The sequence below is a fragment of the Desertivibrio insolitus genome (genome assembly GCF_017355965.1).
Classification (GTDB): domain Bacteria; phylum Actinomycetota; class Actinomycetes; order Actinomycetales; family Microbacteriaceae; genus JAFIQW01.
The window spans coordinates 568,653-588,268 of the sequence record NZ_JAFIQW010000001.1 but is presented as its reverse complement, the minus strand read 5'-3'; the positions used below and the strand labels follow the sequence as shown (position 1 = coordinate 588,268).

21 protein-coding genes and 1 tRNA gene are annotated in these 19,616 nt (G+C 69.7%); 12 read left to right on the top strand and 10 right to left on the bottom strand.

From position 1 onward, the window contains the following. Nucleotides 1-100 precede the first annotated feature (100 nt). Both JUB10_RS02795 and JUB10_RS02790 read left to right on the top strand, forming a co-directional pair. Nucleotides 101-1,012, top strand: coding sequence for a DsbA family protein (locus JUB10_RS02795; RefSeq protein WP_207454066.1), 912 nt, complete (start codon nt 101-103; stop codon nt 1,010-1,012). A 468-nt stretch (nt 1,013-1,480) separates the two neighbouring features. Next, nucleotides 1,481-2,065: a TetR/AcrR family transcriptional regulator gene (locus tag JUB10_RS02790; protein WP_207454064.1), complete on the top strand. Its 585-nt coding sequence runs from the start codon at nt 1,481-1,483 to the stop codon at nt 2,063-2,065. Between the two features lie 11 nt (nt 2,066-2,076). Here JUB10_RS02790 and JUB10_RS02785 read toward each other — a convergent pair. Together JUB10_RS02785 and msrB are read right to left on the bottom strand one after the other, a co-directional pair. Further along, a tRNA-Thr gene (locus JUB10_RS02785) sits at nt 2,077-2,149 on the bottom strand. Nucleotides 2,150-2,209: 60 nt separating this feature from the next. Further along, the gene (gene msrB, locus JUB10_RS02780; protein WP_207454062.1) at nt 2,210-2,608 is read right to left on the bottom strand and encodes a peptide-methionine (R)-S-oxide reductase MsrB; all 399 of its coding nucleotides are present in this window, start codon (nt 2,606-2,608) and stop codon (nt 2,210-2,212) included. 170 nt (nt 2,609-2,778) lie between these two features. Between msrB and JUB10_RS02775 the strand changes: the two genes are divergently transcribed. From JUB10_RS02775 to groL, 4 genes are all read left to right on the top strand, one after another. Next, nucleotides 2,779-3,072 carry a DUF3263 domain-containing protein gene (locus JUB10_RS02775; RefSeq protein WP_307859061.1) on the top strand — a complete coding sequence of 98 codons (294 nt, stop codon included), beginning with the start codon at nt 2,779-2,781 and terminating at the stop codon, nt 3,070-3,072. Nucleotides 3,073-3,080: 8 nt separating this feature from the next. Continuing rightward, nucleotides 3,081-3,683, top strand: a complete 603-nt coding sequence (locus JUB10_RS02770; RefSeq protein WP_207454061.1) for a LytR C-terminal domain-containing protein — start codon at nt 3,081-3,083, stop codon at nt 3,681-3,683. 198 nt (nt 3,684-3,881) lie between these two features. After that, the gene (locus JUB10_RS02765) at nt 3,882-4,085 is read left to right on the top strand and encodes a cold-shock protein (protein WP_207454060.1); all 204 of its coding nucleotides are present in this window, start codon (nt 3,882-3,884) and stop codon (nt 4,083-4,085) included. 175 nt (nt 4,086-4,260) lie between these two features. Beyond that, nucleotides 4,261-5,880: a chaperonin GroEL gene (groL, locus tag JUB10_RS02760; protein WP_207454059.1), complete on the top strand. Its 1,620-nt coding sequence runs from the start codon at nt 4,261-4,263 to the stop codon at nt 5,878-5,880. An 86-nt stretch (nt 5,881-5,966) separates the two neighbouring features. Here the strand turns inward: groL and JUB10_RS02755 are convergent, their stop codons facing one another. The 4 genes from JUB10_RS02755 to JUB10_RS02740 form a co-directional block, all read right to left on the bottom strand. Beyond that, on the bottom strand, nt 5,967-6,254 hold the full coding sequence (locus JUB10_RS02755) for a WXG100 family type VII secretion target (protein WP_207454058.1): 288 nt from the start codon (nt 6,252-6,254) through the stop codon (nt 5,967-5,969). 46 nt (nt 6,255-6,300) lie between these two features. Beyond that, complete coding sequence (locus JUB10_RS02750) at nt 6,301-7,998, bottom strand: sensor histidine kinase (RefSeq protein WP_307859060.1); 1,698 nt, start codon at nt 7,996-7,998, stop codon at nt 6,301-6,303. Then, complete coding sequence (locus JUB10_RS02745; RefSeq protein WP_207454057.1) at nt 7,995-8,687, bottom strand: response regulator transcription factor; 693 nt, start codon at nt 8,685-8,687, stop codon at nt 7,995-7,997. The genes JUB10_RS02750 and JUB10_RS02745 overlap by 4 nt, the downstream gene beginning before the upstream one ends. 150 nt (nt 8,688-8,837) lie before the next feature. Further along, the gene (locus JUB10_RS02740) at nt 8,838-10,484 is read right to left on the bottom strand and encodes a DNA repair helicase XPB (RefSeq protein ID WP_207454056.1); all 1,647 of its coding nucleotides are present in this window, start codon (nt 10,482-10,484) and stop codon (nt 8,838-8,840) included. A 130-nt stretch (nt 10,485-10,614) separates the two neighbouring features. Between JUB10_RS02740 and JUB10_RS02735 the strand changes: the two genes are divergently transcribed. Then, nucleotides 10,615-11,481: a M23 family metallopeptidase gene (locus tag JUB10_RS02735; protein WP_207454055.1), complete on the top strand. Its 867-nt coding sequence runs from the start codon at nt 10,615-10,617 to the stop codon at nt 11,479-11,481. Nucleotides 11,482-11,544: 63 nt separating this feature from the next. On the opposite strand, the gene JUB10_RS02730 is transcribed toward JUB10_RS02735, so the two are convergent. Both JUB10_RS02730 and JUB10_RS02725 read right to left on the bottom strand, forming a co-directional pair. Continuing rightward, on the bottom strand, nt 11,545-13,293 hold the full coding sequence (locus tag JUB10_RS02730; protein ID WP_207454054.1) for a helicase-associated domain-containing protein: 1,749 nt from the start codon (nt 13,291-13,293) through the stop codon (nt 11,545-11,547). A 10-nt stretch (nt 13,294-13,303) separates the two neighbouring features. Then, nucleotides 13,304-13,504, bottom strand: a complete 201-nt coding sequence (locus tag JUB10_RS02725) for a hypothetical protein (RefSeq protein ID WP_207454052.1) — start codon at nt 13,502-13,504, stop codon at nt 13,304-13,306. Nucleotides 13,505-13,631: 127 nt separating this feature from the next. On the opposite strand from JUB10_RS02725, the gene JUB10_RS02720 reads away from it, so the two are divergent. Then, the gene (locus tag JUB10_RS02720) at nt 13,632-14,012 is read left to right on the top strand and encodes a cold-shock protein (RefSeq protein ID WP_207454050.1); all 381 of its coding nucleotides are present in this window, start codon (nt 13,632-13,634) and stop codon (nt 14,010-14,012) included. After that, entirely contained in the window at nt 14,005-14,628 is a 624-nt protein-coding gene (locus JUB10_RS02715) for a DUF3027 domain-containing protein (RefSeq protein ID WP_207454048.1), read from the top strand. The genes JUB10_RS02720 and JUB10_RS02715 overlap by 8 nt, the downstream gene beginning before the upstream one ends. Here JUB10_RS02715 and JUB10_RS02710 read toward each other — a convergent pair. Further along, nucleotides 14,625-14,870: a DUF2530 domain-containing protein gene (locus JUB10_RS02710; RefSeq protein ID WP_207454046.1), complete on the bottom strand. Its 246-nt coding sequence runs from the start codon at nt 14,868-14,870 to the stop codon at nt 14,625-14,627. The two genes, JUB10_RS02715 and JUB10_RS02710, sit on opposite strands and share 4 nt — an antisense overlap. A gap of 3 nt (nt 14,871-14,873) precedes the next feature. Beyond that, a complete protein-coding gene (gene serC / locus JUB10_RS02705; RefSeq protein ID WP_207454040.1) occupies nt 14,874-15,986 on the bottom strand; it encodes a phosphoserine transaminase in 1,113 nt (370 codons plus the stop codon). Between the two features lie 103 nt (nt 15,987-16,089). On the opposite strand from serC, the gene JUB10_RS02700 reads away from it, so the two are divergent. The 3 genes from JUB10_RS02700 to JUB10_RS02690 all read left to right on the top strand — a co-directional run bounded on the left by JUB10_RS02700 (nt 16,090) and on the right by JUB10_RS02690 (nt 19,317). Then, nucleotides 16,090-16,779: a metal-dependent transcriptional regulator gene (locus JUB10_RS02700; protein WP_207454039.1), complete on the top strand. Its 690-nt coding sequence runs from the start codon at nt 16,090-16,092 to the stop codon at nt 16,777-16,779. Nucleotides 16,780-16,999: 220 nt separating this feature from the next. After that, nucleotides 17,000-17,941: a M23 family metallopeptidase gene (locus tag JUB10_RS02695; RefSeq protein WP_207454038.1), complete on the top strand. Its 942-nt coding sequence runs from the start codon at nt 17,000-17,002 to the stop codon at nt 17,939-17,941. A 458-nt stretch (nt 17,942-18,399) separates the two neighbouring features. Then, nucleotides 18,400-19,317, top strand: a complete 918-nt coding sequence (locus tag JUB10_RS02690) for a C40 family peptidase (protein ID WP_207454037.1) — start codon at nt 18,400-18,402, stop codon at nt 19,315-19,317. The last annotated feature ends 299 nt before the right edge of the window (nt 19,318-19,616 follow it).

Below are 19,616 nucleotides of genomic sequence, written 5' to 3'. Positions count from 1 at the left end.
CCCAGACAGCGCTCCTAACATGCCGACGGCTTATTGACCGGATGACCCGGATTCGACTCGACCGGAAGGACGCCGCCCACACGAAGGCGCAGCTCACCCCATGACCAACAGCGACGACAACCTCACCAAGAACCAGCGTCGCGAGGCAGCACGGGAGAAGGCGAAGCAGCTCCGTGAGCAGCAGCGTAAGAAGGAGAAGCGCGGCCGGCTCATCCTGCAGGGCAGCCTGATCCTCGTCGCCGTGGCGATCATCGCCGGCGTCTCGCTCATCATCGTCAACGCGATCCGCCCGGCCGGTCCCGGCCCCGCGAACATGGCGAGCGACGGCATCCTGATCCAGGGCGAGAACCTCGAGGCGGTGCAGACGCCGGGTCTCGAGCCGGGCGAGGAGCCCGCGCCGACCCAGGCCTCCGCCGACGCGAACACCATCGACATCCGGGTGTACCTCGACTACCTCTGCCCGTTCTGCGCGCAGTTCGAAGAGGCCAACAACCAGCAGCTCGAGACGTTCCTGCGCTCGGGCGCCGCGACGCTCGAAATCCACCCCATCGCGATCCTCAACAACAACTCGATGGGCTCGCAGTACTCGACCCGCGCCGCGAACGCCGCCGCGTGCGTCGCGAACTACTCGCCGAACTCGTTCTTCGACTTCAACCAGCTGATGTTCGAGAACCAGCCCGAGGAGGGCACGACGGGTCTGACCGACGAGCAGCTCGTCGGCATCACTCAGGAGGCCGGAGTCGAGAGCGCGTCGGACATCGAGGAGTGCATCACCGACCAGACGTACCGGTCGTGGGTGCTCGCCGCGACGCAGCGCGCGCTCGACGACATCCCCGACTCGGACGTGGAGGACGGCCTCACCGGCACCCCGACGGTCATCGTGAACGGCAGCAAGTACAACGGCGCCCCGGATGACGCGGAGGCCTTCGCCCAGTTCGTGCTCGCCGCCAATGGCCAGGCGTTCACCGAGTCGGAGAGCTCGCCCTCGCCGTCGCCCTCGCCCGAGGGCTGAATCCGACCCCGAAAGGCCCCGCTCCTGGACAGGAGCGGGGCCTTGCCATGTCACCGGGATTTGCCGACGGAGGACTGTCACGGCGCCTCGAGTCGTGCTTTACTCATGTTTCCTCGCACCTGCTATTCGGGTTAGCAGGTACGGAGATCATCGGTGCCGTCGATGCCCAGCGTCCGGCTGCCGAGAGGGCTCCCGCCGATTCGGGTCGGTCGGGAGCCCTTCTGTTTCCCGTGATTCGGCGATGCCGCGGCTAGCGGCGCGAACAGCCGGCTCCCATAGGCCGGCCCGATTCGGTGCGCGCGTCGCGCTCAGCTCGCCGGGCGCGGCGACCGTCCTGCGGGCGTGCGTCTTGCGCGATCCGGCTTCGGCATCCGCGGAACGTCGAAGGCGAAGCGGAAGTCGCGTGTCTTCTATCGGCACCCCCGACGCGCTGGTTAGCGTCACGGCACCGAGCAGATGGGAGTGGAGATGAGCACCTCGACGAGCACGCGCGCCTACTACTCGCCGGTGCGGTCAGCGGAGGCCGCGGCGACGCGCGGCCGCATCCTCGACGCCGCGGCCGAGCTCTTCGCCGAGCAGGGCTACGCCATCACGACGATGAAGGACATCGCGGAGAGAGCCGAGGTGTCCATTCAGACGGCCCACAACGCCGGCCCGAAGTCCGCGATCCTGCTCGCCGCCTTCGCCCGCCGCCTGGACGGGGTGAAGCTGCCGAAGGGAACCACCTCGCTGCCGCCGCGTCAGCAGCTCCTGCTGGGAGTGCGGGTGAGCGTCGAGGCGAACGAGCGCACCGCCACGCTGTGGCACGCTCTCGAGGCAGCGGCTCACGCCGACCCGAACGTGCGGCGCACGATCCGCGAGGCAATCGAGCTGCGCAACCGCCCGCTCGACGCGGTGCTCGAGGGGCTCGGCATGGACGACGACACCGTCGCGGAGATCCACCTGCTGCTCTCGGCGGCGACGTTCCTGCACCTCGTGACGCGCACGGGCTGGTCGCTCGACCGGTTCCGCACCTGGCTCGAGGAGCGGGTGCTGTGGCTCGCCTCGGTGTGAGGCTGGATGAGAGCCGGCTACGGGACTTGAACCCGTAACCTTCCGATTACAAGTCGGATGCGCTACCAATTGCGCCAAGCCGGCGAGGCGGCACCAGTCTAGGTGCAGCGGATGCGAGGCATCCGCCGCACCCGACGGGCCCCGTCACTCAGGCTGGAAGCTCAAGCTCGCCGAGTTCATGCAGTACCGGTCGCCCGTGGGCGTCTGGTATGCGTCGTCGAACAGGTGCCCCAGGTGGCTGCCGCACGCGGCGCAGCGGATCTCGGTGCGCACCATCCCGAAGGTGCGATCGGTGACGAGCTGCACCGCGTCGGGATCGATCGCCGCCCAGAAGCTCGGCCAGCCACTGCCCGACTCGAACTTGGTGTCGCTCTTGAACAGAGGAGCGCCGCACGCGCCACAGGCGTAGGTGCCGGGCCGCTTCTCGTCGAGCAGGGCGCCGGTGAAAGGGCGCTCGGTGCCGGCCTGGCGCAGGATCGAGTACTTCTGCGGCCCGAGCAGCTCGCGCCACTCCGTCTCGCTCTTGGTGACCTTGTAATCCATGAGTCCTCCTTGCGTCTCACCGGGTCCAACACCCGTGCCGTGACACCTGTTCCGGATGCCGCCGGTGCGTCTCCTGGGATTCGGACCCGGCCGGGCCGCCGACTGGCCGGGGCGGGTCCGCGGAGCGGGGGACACCCGCCGTTAGCATCCGGAACGTGGAAGGGAGGGCGGTGAGCGCTGCGCACGAGCGAGCCCCGCGGCCCGAGCTCCCCGAGCGCGACCGGCTGATCCTCGACTTCGAGCGGCGCTCCTGGCGGAGTGCCGGGGCGAAGGAGGAGGCCATCCGCGCCGAGTTCGGCCTCTCGACCGCCCGCTACTATCAGTTGCTCAACGCCGTGATCGACACCCCGGCCGCGGTGATCCACGACCCCATGCTCGTCGGGCGCCTCCAGCGCATGCGCGCCGCCCGGACGGCGGCCAGGGCCTCCCGCTCGCTGCGCCGCCCCGGCCGAGCAGAGAACTAGGACCACGGATGGCGGAGCGTTACCCCAAGGACCGGTTCGACGAGATCCCCGAGGATCTCGCCAGGACCGGTGCGCACCGCGCCCCGCCGCCGCCCGGCCGTGGATGGATCGGCTTCGCGTGGGCCGCGCTCGCGAGCGGCATCCTCGTCGTCATCGGCCTGCTCGTGCTCGCGCAGCTGAACTCGCAGGTCAACTTCGAACTGCCCGACCTCGCGGGAGAGTCGGCGTCGCCGTCCGCGTCCGCGTCGGCCGCGCCGGCCGAGTCCGCGACGCCCCTGCCGACGGACGAGCCGGACGAGGTCGTCACTGACCCGAGCACGATCGATTTCGACGAAATCAGCATCACGATGCTCAACGGCACGACCACGGCCGGGCTCGCCGCCGAGGCGGGCGACTACCTCGAGGAGCAGGGCTGGGTCGTCGAGACCCGCACGAACGCCTCCGAGAACGACGTCCCTACCTCGGCCGTCTACTACTACGACGAGGTCAACGCCGGCATCGCCCGCGGCGTCGCCGAGCAGCTCGGCGTCGCGGCGGTGCAGCAGAGCGCGGCGTTCCCCGGGGCATCCGTCACCGTCGTACTCGGGGCGGACTTCGAACTGCCGTCCTGACCCTCGGATGCCACAGGGCCGGAAACCCGCTCCCACCAGGGCTTCCGACGGTCGGTTGTTTCGGCTGTGTTTCCGCCGTGTCAACTCGGCGTAAGAGAGCGACGCCGAAGCCCATTTGGACCTTGTCTGGCAACAGTGAACCGATAGCATCTGGCTCTGGTCGCGGCATCCGGCTCAGACCGGAACGAGGAGTAACACATGGCGCAGGGGACCGTGAAGTGGTTCAACGCTGAGAAGGGCTACGGATTCATCACCATGGACGGTGGGGGCGGCGACGTGTTCGTCCACTACTCGGCCATCGATATGTCCGGCTACAAGGTGCTCGAAGAGGGACAGGCCGTCGCCTTCGAGGTGGGAAGTGGGTCCAAGGGGCCGCAGGCGGAGTCCGTCCGCGTCGTCTGACACCGATCTTCCGGTGACGCCGTCCACGTGTCGTGGGCGGCGTCGCTCGTTAAGCCGCCTCCCGGTGCCTCGCTTGCACTCGAATCCCGTGAGTGCCAGAATCGATTGGCACTCCCTTCAGTTGAGTGCCAGAGACACTCCCACCATCTGACGTCCGGGAGGGACGAGAAACACAATGGCGAAGATCATTGCTTTTGAGGAGGAGGCCCGTCGCGGCCTCGAGCGCGGCCTGAACACCCTGGCCGACGCGGTGCGGGTCACCCTCGGCCCCCGCGGTCGCAACGTCGTTCTCGAGAAGAAGTGGGGCGCGCCCACGATCACGAACGACGGTGTCTCCATCGCCAAGGAGATCGAGCTCGACGACCCGTACGAGAAGATCGGCGCCGAGCTGGTCAAGGAGGTCGCCAAGAAGACCGACGACGTCGCCGGTGACGGCACCACGACCTCGGTCGTGCTCGCCCAGGCGCTCGTCCGCGAGGGCCTCCGCAACGTGGCCGCCGGTGCCGACCCCATCGCCCTGAAGCGCGGTATCGAGAAGGCCACGCAGGCCGTCTCGGAGCAGCTGCTCGCCGGCGCCAAGGAGATCGAGACCAAGGAGGAGATCGCCGCGACCGCGTCGATCTCGGCCGCTGACACCACCATCGGCGAGCTCATCGCCGAGGCGATCGACAAGGTCGGCAAGGAGGGTGTCGTCACCGTCGAGGAGTCGAACACCTTCGGCACCGAGCTCGAGCTCACCGAGGGCATGCGCTTCGACAAGGGCTACCTGTCGGCGTACTTCGTGACCGACCCGGAGCGCCAGGAGGCCGTGTTCGAGGACCCCTACATCCTCATCGCGAACTCCAAGATCTCGAACATCAAGGACCTGCTCCCCATCGTCGACAAGGTGATCCAGAGCGGCAAGCAGCTGCTCATCATCGCCGAGGACGTCGACGGCGAGGCGCTCGCGACTCTCGTCGTGAACAAGATCCGCGGCATCTTCAAGTCGGTCGCCGTCAAGGCCCCCGGCTTCGGTGACCGCCGCAAGGCCCAGCTGCAGGACATCGCCATCCTCACCGGTGGCCAGGTCATCAGCGAGGAGGTCGGTCTCAAGCTCGAGAACGCGACCCTCGACCTGCTCGGCCGTGCCCGCAAGGTCGTCATCACCAAGGACGAGACCACGATCGTCGAGGGTGCCGGCGACGCCGACCAGATCGCGGGCCGCGTCAAGCAGATCCGCGCCGAGATCGAGGCGACCGACAGCGACTACGACCGCGAGAAGCTCCAGGAGCGCCTCGCGAAGCTCGCCGGTGGCGTCGCCGTCATCAAGGCGGGTGCCGCGACCGAGGTCGAGCTCAAGGAGCGCAAGCACCGCATCGAGGACGCCGTCCGCAACGCGAAGGCCGCCGTCGAGGAGGGCATCGTCGCCGGTGGTGGTGTGGCCCTCATCCAGGCCGGCAAGACCGCCTTCGAGACCCTCGACGTGCAGGGCGACGAGGCGACCGGTGCGAACATCGTCAAGGTCGCCATCGAGGCGCCGCTCAAGCAGATCGCGCTGAACGCCGGTCTCGAGCCCGGTGTCGTCGTCGAGAAGGTGCGCAACCTCCCCGTCGGTCAGGGCCTCAACGCCGCGACCGGTGAGTACGTCGACATGCTCGCCGCCGGCATCAACGACCCGGTGAAGGTCACCCGCTCCGCGCTGCTCAACGCCGCGTCGATCGCGGGCCTCTTCCTCACCACCGAGGCCGTCGTCGCCGACAAGCCCGAGAAGAACCCGGCCCCGGCCGGCGACCCCACGGGTGGCATGGACTTCTAAGTCCGACGCACAACGCACGGAGGGCGGTTCCCGAAAGGGAGCCGCCCTTCGGCGTTTCCAGGGCACCCGAAGCTCGCAGCTCCGCGCTACAGGAACAGCCGCGTGTTCGACTGCTCGATCTCGGCGTACTGCCGCCCCGCCGTCGCGAGGGCGGTGTTGATCGCCTCGAGGTTCGCCTCGACCCGCGCCTGCGTCGCCTTCCAGTCGGCCGCGACGGCCTGGAACGCGCTCGAGGCCGCTCCGGACCAGGTCGACTGAAGGTCGACGAGCTGTGCGTAGAGCGCCGCGACCTCCGCGGCGATACGCCCGGTCGTCGCCGTCACGGACGACGTCGTCGCGAGCACGGCGTCGCTGTCCACCTGATAGCTGCTCATGGTCCACCCGTTCCCGCCCGGACCGCCCGGGCGACTCGAGGGAACGCTAGGCCTCGACAGCAGCGGGAGTGCCCGGCTCCTCGTGCTCGGTGGACTGCTCCGGCCGCGACTCGCTGGGGAGGAGGGGCAGCGACACTTGGAACGTCGCCCCGCCACCCGGCGTCTCGAACACGTCGACCGCGCCGCCGTGCGACGCCACGATGCTCGCGACGATCGCGAGGCCGAGGCCGCTGCCGCCCGTGTCGCGGTTGCGCGACGAGTCGGCCCGCCAGAAGCGCTGGAAGATCTTGTCGCGGATCTGCGGCGGGATGCCCTCGCCGTGGTCGATGACGTCGAGCAGGGCGAGCCCCCGCGCCGGGTCGGCACGGACGCCGATCTCGATGGGGGAGCCCGGCTGGGTGAAGCGCATCGCGTTGCCCATCAGGTTCGTGATGACCTGACGCAGCTTGTTCTCCTCCGCGAGCACGATCGCGCGACCGGTCGCCGGCGGCGGTGTCGGCTCCACGGGCGGCTCGGCGAGCACCTTCGGCCCCCGGCCGCGACGGGCGCGGAGCCGAGCGAGGGTCGAGCTCACGCGGATGCGCCCGGTCACCTGGTCGCCGCGGAGGCCCTCCTCGGGCTCGTCGGGCAGGTCGGGCTCGAACTCCGGCGGTTCGAGCTCGACGACGCTCACGGTGCGGTCGGGGAAGGCGGCCATCGCGTCACGCGCGGCATCCTGCGCCAGCGGCACGAGGTCGACGGGAGCGAGCTGCAGCTTGCCCTTGCCCTCGTCGAGGCGCGCGAGCTCGAGCAGGTCGCGCACGAGCTCGCCCATCCGGATCGCTTCCTTCTCGATTCGGTCCATCGCCTGGGCGACGTCCTCCGGCTTCTGGATCGCGCCCATGCGGTACAGCTCGGCGTAGCCGCGCACAGAGACGAGGGGGGTGCGGAGTTCGTGGCTCGCGTCGCCGACGAAGCGGCGCATCTGATCGATGGTCTTCGCGCGGTCGGCGAAGGCCCGGTCGATCCTGTTGAGCATGAGGTTGAGCGACCGGTTCAGCCGGCCGACCTCGGTGTTCGGAGTCGCGCCCGAGAGGCGCTGGCTGAAGTCGCCGTCCGCGAATCGAGCGGCGGTCTCCTCCACCTTGCGCAGCGGCGCGAACGTCGAGGTCACGAGCAGCCGCGTCGCGGCAGCGCCGAGGATCACGACGGCGAGCCCGAACGTGAAGAAGATGATCGAGTACTGCGCGATCGTGCGGTTCGTCGGATCGAGGTTCATCCCGACGAGGATGATTCCGAGGTCGCCGTTCGAGATGGTCGCCGGCACCGCGAGCACGCGCCACTGCGTGGAGCCGCGGTCGTTGCTGACGCTGATCGGCGAGTCGGCCGTCGGCAGCGTGTCGAGGGTGATGTCCGAGACATCCGGATGCGCCGCCGAGTTCGGCGACTCGATGTTGTCGCAGACGAGGGTGCCGTCACCGTCGAGCACGGCGACGTAGTAGTTGTTCAGCGACGACGGGGAGGCGCAGCTCTCCTGATCCTCCTCGAGGGAGATCGTCTGCCCCTGCAGGTCGCGCCCCGCGACGACGACCTGGCTGTCGACCTGGTTGATCAGGTAGGTGCGCAGCACCGTCATCGTGCCGATGCCGGCGACGAGCAGGCTGATGGCCGCGACGAACACGGTGACGCCCGTGATCTTGGTGGTGAGGGAGACCCCGTTCCACCAGCGCGACAGTGACGCGTGCGTGGAGGAGCTGAGACTCACACCCTTGCTGCCTTGAGCATGTACCCGAACCCGCGCTTGGTCTGGATGATCGGCTCCGACGAGAACTGGTCGAGCTTGCGGCGCAGGTACGAGATGTACGACTCGACGATGCCCGCGTCACCGTTGAAGTCGTACTCCCACACGTGGTCGAGGATCTGCGCCTTCGACAGCACGCGGTTGGGGTTGAGCATGAGGTAGCGCAGCAGTTTGAACTCGGTGGGGGAGAGCTCGATCTGCGTGTCGCCGATGGTCACCTCGTGGGTGTCCTGGTCCATCGTCAGCTCGCCGGCGCGGATGATCGCGTCCTCCTCGTCGTGCATCGTGCGGCGCAGGATCGCCTTGATGCGCGCGACGATCTCGTCGAGGCTGAACGGCTTGGTGACGTAGTCGTCACCACCGACGGTGAGGCCGGTGATCTTGTCCTCGGTGTCGTCCTTGGCGGTGAGGAACAGGATCGGCGAGGTGTAGCCCGACGAGCGCAGGCGCTTGGTCACGCCGAAGCCGTTCATGTCGGGCAGCATGACGTCGAGGATGATGAGGTCCGGCTCCTCCTCGAGCACCGCCGAGATCGCCTGGGCACCGTTTCCGACAGCGCGCACGGCGAATCCCGCGAATCGCAGACTCGTGGTGAGGAGATCGCGGATGTTGGGTTCGTCGTCAACGATGAGGATGCGGGGCCCGTCGGTCATGGAAAGTAGTATCTGCGCGTTCCCTGGATGTAATCTGGGAGCTGCACGCGAGGCGTGATCGAGACCGGCGGATGTCTCCGCAGAGCGACCCCGACGAGCGCCGGATGCCTCACCTGTGCCGCCGCTCGGCGAAATCCGCGTTCCTTCTTGCTACGCCGCGATCGCGTCGCCGTCGAGGATCTCGTAGCTGTAGCCCTGCTCGGCGAGGAAGCGCTGCCGGTTCTGCGCGAACTCCTGGTCGACGGTGTCCCGCGCGACGAGCGTGTAGAAGTTCGCGGGCAGGCCGGACTCCTTGGGGCGCAGCAGGCGACCGAGGCGCTGGGCCTCCTCCTGGCGCGAACCGAAGGACCCGGAGACCTGGATCGCGACGGTCGCCTCGGGAAGGTCGACCGAGAAGTTCGCGACCTTCGACACGACGAGCACCTTCACGCTGCCCTCGCGGAACGCCTGGAACAGCCGCTCGCGCTCGTCGACTGGCGTCGACCCGGTGAGCTGCGGGGCGTCGAGCGCCTCGGCCAGCGCGTCGATCTGCTCGAGGTACTGCCCGATCACGAGGATCTGCTCGCCCTCGTGCTTCTTCACGAGGTCGCGCACGACCCCGAGCTTCGCGGGCGCGGTGGCGGCGAGACGGTAGCGCTCGTCGTCGGCCGACGCGGCGTACTCGAGCCGCTCGTCCTGGGGCAGGTCGATGCGCACCTCGTAGCAGCTGGCGGGGGAGATGTAGCCCTGGGCTTCGATCTCCTTCCAGGGCGCGTCGAAGCGCTTCGGGCCGATGAGGCTGAACACGTCGCCCTCGCGGCCGTCCTCGCGCACGAGCGTCGCCGTGAGCCCGAGCCGGCGGCGCGCCTGCAGCTCTGCGGTGAGCTTGAACACCGGGGCGGGGAGCAGGTGCACCTCGTCGTAGACCACGAGTCCCCAGTCGAGCGCGTCGAGCAGCTCGAGGTGGGCGTACTTGCCGCCGCGCTTGGCGGTGAGGATCTGGTAGGTCGCGATCGTGACCGGCTTGACCTCCTTCACCTGCCCGGAGTACTCGCCGATCTCCTCCTCGGTGAGGCTCGTGCGCTTGAGCAGCTCGTTGCGCCACTGGCGTGCCGAGACCGTGTTGGTGACGAGGATCAGCGTGTTCGTCTTCGCGGTGGCCATGGCCCCGGCGCCGACGAGGGTCTTCCCGGCGCCGCAGGGCAGCACGACGACGCCAGAGCCGCCCTCGAAGAAGTTGTCGACGGCCTTCTGCTGGTACTCCCGCAGCGACCAGCCGTTCTCGAGCAGATCGATGTCGTGCGGCGTGCCAGGGGTGTAGCCGGCGAGGTCCTCGGCGGGCCAGCCGATCTTCACCAGCTCCTGCTTGATCTGCCCGCGCGCCCACGGCTGCAGCGACCACAGCGTGGAGGTGCGCCGGACGCCGAGCAGCGGTCCGATGCGCTTGTTGCGGGTGACCTCGCTCAGCACCGCGGGGTCCGTCGACGACAGCGTCAGCTCGCCCTCGTCGTCGCGCTCGATCACGAGGCGGCCGTAGCGCCCGACTGTCTCGCGGATGTCGACGGCGACCGACTGCGGAATGGGGAACTTCGAGTACTTCTCGAGCGTCGCGATCATGTCCTCGGCCTCGTGGCCGGCCGCACGCGCGTTCCACAGCCCGAGTCGCGTGATGCGGTAGGTGTGGATGTGCTCGGGTGCGCGCTCGAGCTCGGCGAAAACGGCGAGATCGTGCCGCGCGTCCTCGGCCTGCGGGTTCGCTACCTCGAGCAGGACGGTGCGGTCGCTCTGCACGATGAGGGGGCCGAGGGCGGAAGTCATAGCGGGCCAGTCTAGGTCGGAAGCCCCTGGTACGGCCGGGTATACCCCCTCCACAGCCCTACAAAACCATCCAGGGTTCACTCAGGACATGCCAAACGATGCAAAATCGTGATCTTTCCCATACGGTTGAGTGTCCGTTCGGGCGCACCAGCGCCTGTCCGCTTATCCACGGAGAAACACCCTGAACGAGTTCCACAACGTTCCGGCCGTCACCCGCAAAGAAGCGATTGCCACGGAGCGCACCCGCCGCCGCCGTTCCACGTACCGCCCGAACCCGCACCCCGTCCCCGAGCCGGCCGCTCGCCGCGAGCCGCGCACGAGCTTCCTGTCGAAGGCCATCGCGCCCATCGCGATGACGTTCGCCGCCGGTCTCCTCGTCGCCACGACGATCCCCGCCAACGCGTTCATCACGACGACGTCGGGCGAGAGCGAGGTCGCCTACCAGGAGATCGCCGCCCAGGAGCTCACCACCGTCGCCGGCACCGGCGGCCTCACCGCCGAGCGCAGTAACTACACGGTCGACGAGGTGGAGGAGTTCATCGCCAACGCCGAGGGCTTCGACGCCGCCGCGACGAGCGACCTCGTCGTCTGGCCGGTCGGCGCCTCGCCGATCAGCGCCGGCTTCGGCCTCCGCGACGCCCCCTGCGCCGCGTGCTCGTCGAACCACAAGGGCATCGACTTCACCCCCGGCTCCGGCTACCCCATCAGCGCGATCGCCGACGGCGTCGTCTCGGAGGTGCAGGTCAGCGACAGCGGCTACGGCAACTGGGTGCTCATCGATCACGTCGTCGACGGCCAGGTCGTGCAGTCCGGCTACGCGCACATGCAGTTCGGCTCGATCACGGTGTCGGTCGGCGACTTCGTCTCGGCCGGCCAGCAGATCGGCGCCGTGGGCAACACCGGCGTCTCGACCGGCGCGCACCTGCACTTCGAGCTCCGCGTCGACGAGACCCAGGTCGACCCGCAGCCCTGGCTCGAGGCCCACGCGAACGGCTGACGCCCCGTCATCCGTAGAAGGCCCGTCCGGCAGCTCGCCGGGCGGGCCTTTCGCTTGCCCCGGTCAGCCGGCGGGGACGACCGAGCGGATGCTCGACAGCGGCAAGGTGCGCTCGACGTCGGCCCCCCGGTCGCGGCCGCGCAGCCGCCCGCCGGCGACGCTCGCCGGTTCCAGGGTGAGTTCGACGAGCTTGCCGCCGGGTAGTTCCACCGCGACCGTGACGACCGACTTCGCGCGCACCGCGGCGTCGAGCTGACGGGCGACCCAGGCGGAGTCGCCCTGTTCCGGTTCGGCCGGGGCGGTGTGCAGCTTCTCGAGGATGACCGCGGCGTGATCGACCGGCACGGATGCCGCGGGGCGCCGCGGCGGCTCCCGCCGCAGGTGCACGGGGCGGCCCTCGGCGTCGACGGCCGCCACGGGGTACTTGGCGTCGGCGAGCGACCAGAACACGACGTCGGGGTCGAGGCGGGTGACGAGCCCGGAGCCGTCTCGGCGCAGCCGGAGCGCGCCGAGCGCCTGGTCGACGGCGAGCTGCTCGAGCACGGCGGGGGAGTCGGCCTCGATCCGCGAGCGCCGGTCGGCCTCGCCGGAGGGGTCGGGGGCGACGCGCACGCTGCCGTAGCGCTCGGCGGTCTCGCGCAGCAGGTACTCGAGCGGCTGGGGGAGTCCGGTGAGCGAGATCCGTTCGAGGAAGCCCTGCAGTTCGTCGACGCTCTCACCCGACGCGAGTGCGCGGATGAGGCTCGGGCCGGAGATGCGGAAGGTCGGCGCGAGGCCGCGCGCCTCAACGTCTGCGAGCAGCCGGAGTCGCGCGTCGAGGCCCGCCTCGAGCGGGCCCGGCGAGACCACCGTGAGGTCGGGCAGGAGGTAGACGCTGTCGCCGCTGGCGGGGAAGTCGAGCGCGTCAGCCGCGTCGTCGGTCTCGCCCGTCACGAGCCGAGCGCCGGCCGTGGAGGGGGAGCCCTCCGCGGTGACGCCGAGGAGTTCCGCGAGGGCGAGCACGTCGGCGACCTCGCGGGCGAGGCGCTCGCCCGCGGCGGGGAAGAGCCACGCCGCGGCATCCGGCAGTCCGGCGGCCCACTCGCCGCCCGGATGTGCCGCGAGCAGGGGCAGGATGCCGCTCGGCAGCTGCGCGAGCCACGCGGTCGCGAGCGTGCGCCAGCGGGCGCGCGGGGTGGCGGAGAGGAAGGACTCGGCGGCATCCGTCGCGGCCAGCAGTCCCTCGCCCGAGGCGACGAGGCCCGCCGCGGCCGCGAGCGCGGCGTACCGGGCGACGTGCTCCGGCTCGGCGCCGACGAGCGTCGCGAGGCGCTTCAGTTCGGGCTGTGCGAGGCCGCCCTTGGCGAGCTCCCGTGCCGGTTCGCGCTCCAGCTCGAAGGCGAGGTCGGCCACCGCGGCGGTCGCGGTGAACGCGCGCTCCGCAGCTAGGCGGTCGGCGGGCTCGCCCTCGCGCTCCAGAAATGCCGGGGGCTCGCCGTCGAACGAGGCGGGCAGCCCCTCGGCGGGCCACGCGGCGAGCCGCTCCGCGACGGCGTCGTACGGCTTCGCGGGCGGCGGGGTCACCAGCAGGGCGGCTTCCGCCGCGGCGAGGGTGCCCTCGTCGGCGGCATCCGGATGCTGCACGGCGGCGAGCGTCGGACGGTCGACCCGCGTGAGTGCCTGCTGCACCGCGCTCGGGGTCGAGAGCGCCTCGGCGAGGTCGAACACGTCGTCGATGCCGGACGAGCGGATGCCCCGGGCCTCGATCACCCGGCGGAGGCGGTCGTCGTCGAGTTCCCGCAGCCGTGCGGCCAGCGTGAGGACGTCGGTCATGGCCGCCGGCTCAGCCGGCCGACTCCCGCGTCTCGCGACGGCGGCGCACCGCCATCAGTACCGTGACCGCGACGAGCAGGAGCATGCCGATGGGCAGGCCGGCGGCGGGCAGCAGCACGAGCACCGGGGAGGTGACGGCCACGCCGAGCCCCGCGGCCACGAGCAGGCCCACGATGTCGAGGATCGAGACGGCGATCACCGCTGCGGCCATGTACACCAGGATCCGCTCGCTACGATTGATCGTTCTCGCCGCCACGCGTCAAGGATAGAGGCGCGTCCGCCCCCGCGCCGCGTGGTGAGCCTAGGCTGGAGAACGATCAGCAACGAGGAGTTTCAGCATGCCTACCGGCAAGGTCAAGTTCTACGACGAGGACAAGGGCTTCGGCTTCATCACGGGTGATGACGGCCAGGAGGTCTTCCTGCACGCGTCGGCCCTGCCTGCCGGCGCCTCGGTGAAGGCCGGCGCACGGCTGGAGTACGGCGTGGTCGCCGGCAAGCGCGGCACCCAGGCGCTCTCCGTGCGCGTGCTCGAGGCGCCCGTCAGCCGCGCGAAGCTCGCCCGCAAGAACGCCGACGACATGGCGATCATCGTGGAGGACCTCGTCAAGCTGCTCGACGGCCTGGGCGCGAACCTCCGCCGCGGCCGCTACCCCGACGACTCGCACTCCCGCAAGATCGCCGCCGTGCTCCGCCGTGTCGCGGACGACCTGGATGTCTGACGCCGTCTCGGTCTCTGAGGCGGTCGAGCAGCTCGCCCGCCGCGCGCTCGCCGAGATCACGAAGCCGCACACGGTCGGCGCCCGCCTCGCCGTCGAGGACGAGGGCGACCACGTCGTCTCGATCCATTTCGACGCGATCATGCCCGGCTACTCAGGGTGGCGCTGGACCGTGAGCGTGGCGCAACTCCCGGATGCCGAGCCGACCGTACTCGAGACGGAGCTCACCCCCGGTGACACGGCGCTCCTCGCGCCCGAGTGGGTGCCGTGGGCCGACCGCCTGGCCGAGTACCGCGCCGCCCAGGAGGCCGCGGAGCACGAGGCAGGCGAGTCCGACGACGACGAGTCGGCCGAAGTGGACGACGAGCTCGACGAGGAGGACCTCGACGACGAGGACGACGAGGAGCTCGACGGCGTGGACGTCGACCAGCTCGAGGACTCGGACGATGCGGACTCGGACGACGAGGACGACGAGGACTCGGACGACGAGGACGACGAAGACTCCGACGAGGACGACGACTCCGATGAGGAGGACGACTCCGACGACGAGGACGACGACTCCGACGACGACTCGGACGAGGACGACGACTCCGACGACGAGGACGACGACAGGCGCTAGCGCCTGATCTGCCGCCCGCGGCGCTGCACGTAGACGAGGCCGATCAGCCCGAACACGATCCCGATGGCGCAGGTGGCGAACCACCAGCCCCAGCCGCGGTCGAGCACGGCCTGCTGGAAGACCACCAGCACGACGAGCGCGACGACCCAGGCGATGATCCCGACGACCATCGGCTTGCGGTCATCGGTGTGCACGACCGGCGGGTCGGGCCGCCGCTCGGAGTCCTTCAGCCAGAGGCGCACGGGTCAGAGCGCGTCGACCACGAACTCGATCGAGCGGATGAGCTGACGCACGTCGTCCGGCTCGATGCCCGCGAACGTCGCCACGCGCAGTTGGTTGCGCCCGAGCTTGCGGTAGGGGTCGGTGTCGACGATGCCGTTCTCGCGCAGCGCCTTCGCGACGGCGGCGGCGTCCACCTCGTCGGCGAAGTCGATCGTCACCACGACCTGCGAGCGGTGGGCCGGATCGGTCACGAACGGGGCAGCGTACCGGCTCTGCTCCGCCCACTCGTACAGGGCGCCGGATGACTCGGCGGTGCGTGCGGCCATCGCCGCCAGCCCGCCGCCCTGCAGCATCCAGTCGACCTGGTTCTGCATGAGCAGGAGCGTCGCGATGGCGGGGGTGTTCAGCGTCTGGTTGAGGCGCGAGTTGTCGAGCGCGTTCTTCAGGCTGAGGAACTCGGGGATGTAGCGGCCCGACGCGGCGATGCGCTCGATGCGCTCGATCGCCGCGGGGGAGACCAGCGCGAACCAGAGGCCGCCGTCGGAGGCGAAGTTCTTCTGAGGGGCGAAGTAGTAGACATCCGCCTCGGCCGCGTCGAAGTCGATGCCGCCGGCCGCGCTCGTGGCGTCGATCACGGTCAGCGCGCCCGCGTCGCCCGCGACGCGCTTGACGGGCGCCATGACGCCGGTCGAGGTCTCGTTGTGCGGCCAGGCGTAGACGTCGACGCCCTCGGTGATCTCGATCTCGCTGCGCGACCCGCCCTCGGCGCTGAGCACGAGGGGCTTCTCAAGCCACGGCGCCCCGGCGGCCTTGGCGAATTTGGAGCCGAACTCGCCGAAGCTCAGGTGCTCGCTGCGGCGCTCGATGAGGCCGAACGCGGCGGCGTCCCAGAACGCGGTCGAGCCGCCGTTGCCGAGGATCACCTCGTAGCCCTCCGGAATGCGGAAGAGCTCGGCGAGGCCGGTGCGCACGCGCCCGACCAGATCCTTGACGGGCTTCTGTCGGTGGGAGGTGCCCATGAGCGTCGCGCCCTCGGAGGCGAGGAAGAGGAGCTGGTCGCCGCGGACCTTCGAGGGTCCGCAGCCGAACCGGCCGTCGACGGGGAGCAGATCGGCGGGGATGCGCGGAGCGGCCATGCCTTCGATCCTAGGGCGCGCTGTGGTGGCACCCGCCCGGGTCATCCGTCCAGAACAAGTAGTCTTGAGCGGCGATTGACAGCTGTCTCCGGAGGATGAGTCGATGACCGATCTCGTGGATACGACCGAGATGTATCTGCGCACGATCCTCGACCTCGAGGAGGAGAACATCGTGCCGCTGCGGGCGCGCATCTCCGAGCGCCTCGGGCACTCCGGCCCGACCGTCTCGCAGACGATCGCCCGCATGGAGCGCGACGGACTCGTCGTCGTCTCCGGCGACCGCCACCTGGAGCTCACCCCGCAGGGACGCAGCCGTGCCGTGCACGTCATGCGCAAGCACCGTCTCGCGGAGCGTCTGCTCGCCGACGTGATCGGCCTCGACTGGGCCTACGTGCACGACGAGGCCTGCCGCTGGGAGCACGTCATGAGCGAGCAGGTGGAGCGTCGCCTGCTCGAGATGCTCGACCACCCGACCGAGTCGCCCTACGGCAACCCGATCCCGGGCCTCGAGGAACTCGGTGACGAGCCCGCCGTGCCGTTCATGCAGGGTGTGGTCAACATCGTGCAGGTCGCGGCCAGAGGTGGAACGACGACGGGCGTCATCCGGCGCCTCGGCGAGCCCGTGCAGTTCGAGCCCGAACTGCTGCAGCAGCTGCGGAACGCCGGCGTCGTGCCAGGTGCGACGGCGCAGATCTCGGCCGCCGGCTCGTATGTTCTGGTGCAGGTCGACGGCTTCGGCGAAGGGCTCGAGCTGCCCAACGAGGTGGCCGTGCACATCTACGTCGAGGGCTGATCCCGACCGCCGTCAAGTCGAGTTTTCGACCCATGACACGACGGCCGTGACTTAATCGTTATTTTTCGGGTACCTTTGGCGAGTCCTCATCGGTCCGACCCGGCGGCCACGAGGACCTCGATCAAGACGTTCCCTTTGCCCGTCTCTTGATGCGAGCTCCTTCAGAGCAACTGACGGACGGGCGGCACCTTCGTGCCGGTGGAACGCGGAGGCACCACTCTTGACCACCACGCCCGAGATCTCCGTCGCGCCTGCCCTCATCGCCTCAAAAGGCGAGCTGGAGCCCGCGCGCGAGCTGGATTCCACCACTCTCACCGCGCCCATCCCGATCCAGAACGGCCACCGCCGTCGCCGGTCGGCCAAGGGCACCACGCTGAACCTCACAGTCATGACCCTGGCGGCGGGCCTCGTCGCGACGATGGCGCTCCCCGCCTACGCGTTCGAGCCGGACGTCACGGCCGCCGCCGCTCAGGTGGCGCCCGCGGCGCCCGAGGCGCAGACGCTCGAGGTGTCGTCCGACGCCGTGGCCTCCGTCGTCTCGCGCGGCGGGATCTCCGCCACGACCCGCGAAGAGCTCGAGGCGGCCCGCGCCGCCGAGCAGGCGCGGCTCGAGGCCGAGCGCAAGGCGGCCGAGGCCGCCGCTGCCGAGAAGGCCGCCGCGGAGAAGGCCGCTGCCGAGAAGGCCGCCGCCAAGAAGGGGACGACGCAGAAGAGCTCGAGCAGCAGCGCCGCGCCGGCGGCTGCCTCCGGCAGTGTCGTCTGGCCGGTGAGCAACCCGAAGGTCAGCTCCTACTTCGGCCCGCGCGCGTCGCCGTGCAGCGGCTGCTCCTCCATGCACAAGGGCGTGGACTTCACGCCGGGCGCGGGAACGCCGGTCGTCGCCGTCGCCGACGGCGTCGTCAAGGTCGCTCGTTACGAGGGCAGCTACGGCTACTGGGTGCTCATCGAGCACACGGTCGGCGGGCAGACCGTGCAGTCCGGCTACGCCCACCTGCAGAGCGGCTCCATCTCGGTGTCGCCCGGTCAGAAGGTGTCGGCGGGGCAGCGCATCGCCGCCGTCGGCAACACCGGCGCCTCGACCGGCCCGCACCTGCACTTCGAGATCCGCCTCGGCGGTCAGCAGGTCGACCCGCTGCCGTGGCTCCGCCGCAACGCGGGCTGACGCGAGAGTCGAACAAGGGGCGGGCGCCTTCGGGCCCCGCCCCTTTCTCGTTCCATCCGTCGGAATCGAACCGCTCGGCGTGCCGCGCCGAAAGTGTCGCGGCCCGCTGCAACAGTTGCGTGACGCCGGCGACGGAGCCGGTGGGGCGGTCGCCTCGGCGCCCGCTCGCGGACGTGCAGCAGATCGTCCTCGTCATCCGGTGAATCCGCGCTCTGATCGGCGTGAATGCATCGCGATGCCGGGGTGGGATTGCCGCCGGATGACGGAAGGGTGACCCGAGCGTGACTTATTCGTTACCTTCGGGTACCGTGGCAGGGTCCTCATCGGCCGGTCCGGCGGCCAAAAGGGCCCTGGTCAAGACGTCTCCGACGCCCGTCTCTTGATCTGAGTACTTCGCAGAAATGACGAAACGGACGGGACAGCTCCCTAGTGCTGACGAGACGCGGAGGTTTCCACTCTTGACCACCACACCCGAGAACTCCCGTGGGCTTGCCGTGAACGAGCCGAAGGAGTCGGCCTTCACGCGGCCCGAGAAGAAGACGTCGGCACTGATGGCGGCGGCTGCTCGCGCCAAGGAGAACCGGGCCGTGGCCCGCGCCGTGCGGCCCGAGCGTGCTCCCCGCGAGAAGAAGGGCGGCGTGCTGAACCTCGCCGTCATGACGCTCGCCGCGGGACTCGTCGCGACCATGGCCATCCCGGCGTACGCGTTCAACCCCAACGCCACCAACGGCGAGGCCGGCGACGCCGCTCTCGCCCAGCTCATGGAGACCGGCGAGCAGAACGTCACCGTCTCGGAGAACGCCGCCGCGACCACCGCGAGCCGCGACAACTTCACCGCGACGACGATGGAGGAGCTTCAGGCGGCCCGCGCCGCCGTGGCCGAAGCGGAGGCGCGCGCCGCTGCCGAGGCCCAGCGCGCGGCCAACGCGGCCCAGGCCGCGTCCTACACCGGGCCCTCTGCCCAGGAGTACGCCGCGAGTGCCACCTCGAACGCCTCCGCCGGGGCGAGCGCTGCGGCGCCCTCGACGTCGTTCAGCCTCAGCGGCATCTACAACACGGCGCGTCAGTACATCGGGACGCCCTACGTCTTCGGCGGCGCCGACCCCTCCGGCTTCGACTGCTCGGGTCTCGTGATGTTCGTCTACGCCCAGTACGGCATCTCGCTCCCGCACGGCGTGCGCGGTCAGGCCAACTCGGGCGTCCGCATCTCGAAGGCCGAGGCTCAGCCCGGCGACCTCGTGATCTTCAACGACCACAGCCACAACGGCATCTACGCCGGCAACGGTCAGATCCTCGACGCACCGCGCCGCGGCAAGAACGTGCAGCAGCGTCCGCTCTGGACCGACGCGGTCTACTACGTCCGCATCACCGGCTGAGGTCTGTAAACGCCAGATGAACGGGCGAGTCGCCACTGAGGCGGCTCGCCCGTTCTGCGTTACTCTGAAGCCCTCAGTCCGTGAGGAACCCGAGGAGAGCCGACGTGGCGGCAGTGCTCAGCATCCAATCCGTGGATGCCCGTGCGCTGTTCCACATACGGCACAGCAGTGAGCCGGTCGTGCACTGTCACGTCCGCAGAAGCTAGGCGCTGTCGAGTCATCGACGGCGCCTTTTTTCGTCTCTGCCCTCCATCGGCCCGTAACGGCTGAGGAGTCGGAAAGCCTGGAAGCCGTCCAGG

Bases quoted from the DNA above. Each gene is read 5' to 3' on its own strand.
- JUB10_RS02795 (WP_207454066.1), top strand. From the start codon at position 101: ATGACCAACAGCGACGACAACCTCACCAAGAACCAGCGTCGCGAGGCA.
- JUB10_RS02790 (WP_207454064.1), top strand. From the start codon at position 1,481: ATGAGCACCTCGACGAGCACGCGCGCCTACTACTCGCCGGTGCGGTCA.
- msrB (WP_207454062.1), bottom strand. From the start codon at position 2,608: ATGGATTACAAGGTCACCAAGAGCGAGACGGAGTGGCGCGAGCTGCTC.
- JUB10_RS02770 (WP_207454061.1), top strand. From the start codon at position 3,081: ATGGCGGAGCGTTACCCCAAGGACCGGTTCGACGAGATCCCCGAGGAT.
- JUB10_RS02765 (WP_207454060.1), top strand. From the start codon at position 3,882: ATGGCGCAGGGGACCGTGAAGTGGTTCAACGCTGAGAAGGGCTACGGA.
- groL (WP_207454059.1), top strand. From the start codon at position 4,261: ATGGCGAAGATCATTGCTTTTGAGGAGGAGGCCCGTCGCGGCCTCGAG.
- JUB10_RS02755 (WP_207454058.1), bottom strand. From the start codon at position 6,254: ATGAGCAGCTATCAGGTGGACAGCGACGCCGTGCTCGCGACGACGTCG.
- JUB10_RS02745 (WP_207454057.1), bottom strand. From the start codon at position 8,687: ATGACCGACGGGCCCCGCATCCTCATCGTTGACGACGAACCCAACATC.
- JUB10_RS02740 (WP_207454056.1), bottom strand. From the start codon at position 10,484: ATGACTTCCGCCCTCGGCCCCCTCATCGTGCAGAGCGACCGCACCGTC.
- JUB10_RS02730 (WP_207454054.1), bottom strand. From the start codon at position 13,293: ATGACCGACGTCCTCACGCTGGCCGCACGGCTGCGGGAACTCGACGAC.
- JUB10_RS02725 (WP_207454052.1), bottom strand. From the start codon at position 13,504: ATGGCCGCAGCGGTGATCGCCGTCTCGATCCTCGACATCGTGGGCCTG.
- JUB10_RS02720 (WP_207454050.1), top strand. From the start codon at position 13,632: ATGCCTACCGGCAAGGTCAAGTTCTACGACGAGGACAAGGGCTTCGGC.
- JUB10_RS02715 (WP_207454048.1), top strand. From the start codon at position 14,005: ATGTCTGACGCCGTCTCGGTCTCTGAGGCGGTCGAGCAGCTCGCCCGC.
- serC (WP_207454040.1), bottom strand. From the start codon at position 15,986: ATGGCCGCTCCGCGCATCCCCGCCGATCTGCTCCCCGTCGACGGCCGG.
- JUB10_RS02700 (WP_207454039.1), top strand. From the start codon at position 16,090: ATGACCGATCTCGTGGATACGACCGAGATGTATCTGCGCACGATCCTC.